This is a genomic window from Alcanivorax sp. HI0083 (assembly GCF_001635175.1).
The window spans coordinates 1-473 of sequence record NZ_LWFX01001625.1 but is presented as its reverse complement, the minus strand read 5'-3'; the positions used below and the strand labels follow the sequence as shown (position 1 = coordinate 473).

The window sequence follows — 473 nt, the reverse complement described above, 5'->3', positions numbered from 1 at the left end:
GCGCTGTTCTTCGGCGAGGCGTTTGGCTTTTTCCTGTTCCAGAGACTGGCTCAATTCCAGCTGGATGCCGATCACCCACACCAGCAGCAGCACCAGAATGCCCACCAGGGCGGCCATCAGGTCCGAGAAGATGGCCCAGACCGGCGAGGCCTGGGCATCGCTGTCGTGTAATTCGTCCATCAATTGACCTCGGAAGCCGTGCGCTGGCCATCCTGCGCGGGCGCTTCGCCATGGCGCAGGCTGGCCAGGGCATCGATCACGTCTTTCTGCGAGGCCATGCTCAGCTCGATTACCTCGCGGGCCTGCTCCACGTAGTAGCCCAGTTGCTCGTCGGCGCGGGCGGCGGATTTCTCCAGTGAGGTTTCCACCTGGTGCAGGTTGTCCAGCAGGGTGTCGTTGGCGCTGCTGAACACCTGCACGGCAGCGGCAAAGGCGTCGCTGAGGCTGGCCACTTCGGCGGCACTGCCGGTGAC

General features: G+C 64.1%; 2 pseudogenes. Both read right to left on the bottom strand.

Annotation, left to right across the window (positions count from 1 at the left end):
- Window positions 1-180: pseudogene (locus A3754_RS24015) on the bottom strand (hypothetical protein); the annotation flags it as partial.
- Window positions 180-473 (bottom strand): annotated as a pseudogene (locus A3754_RS28230) (DUF802 domain-containing protein); the annotation flags it as partial. The pseudogenes A3754_RS28230 and A3754_RS24015, both read right to left, overlap by 1 nt.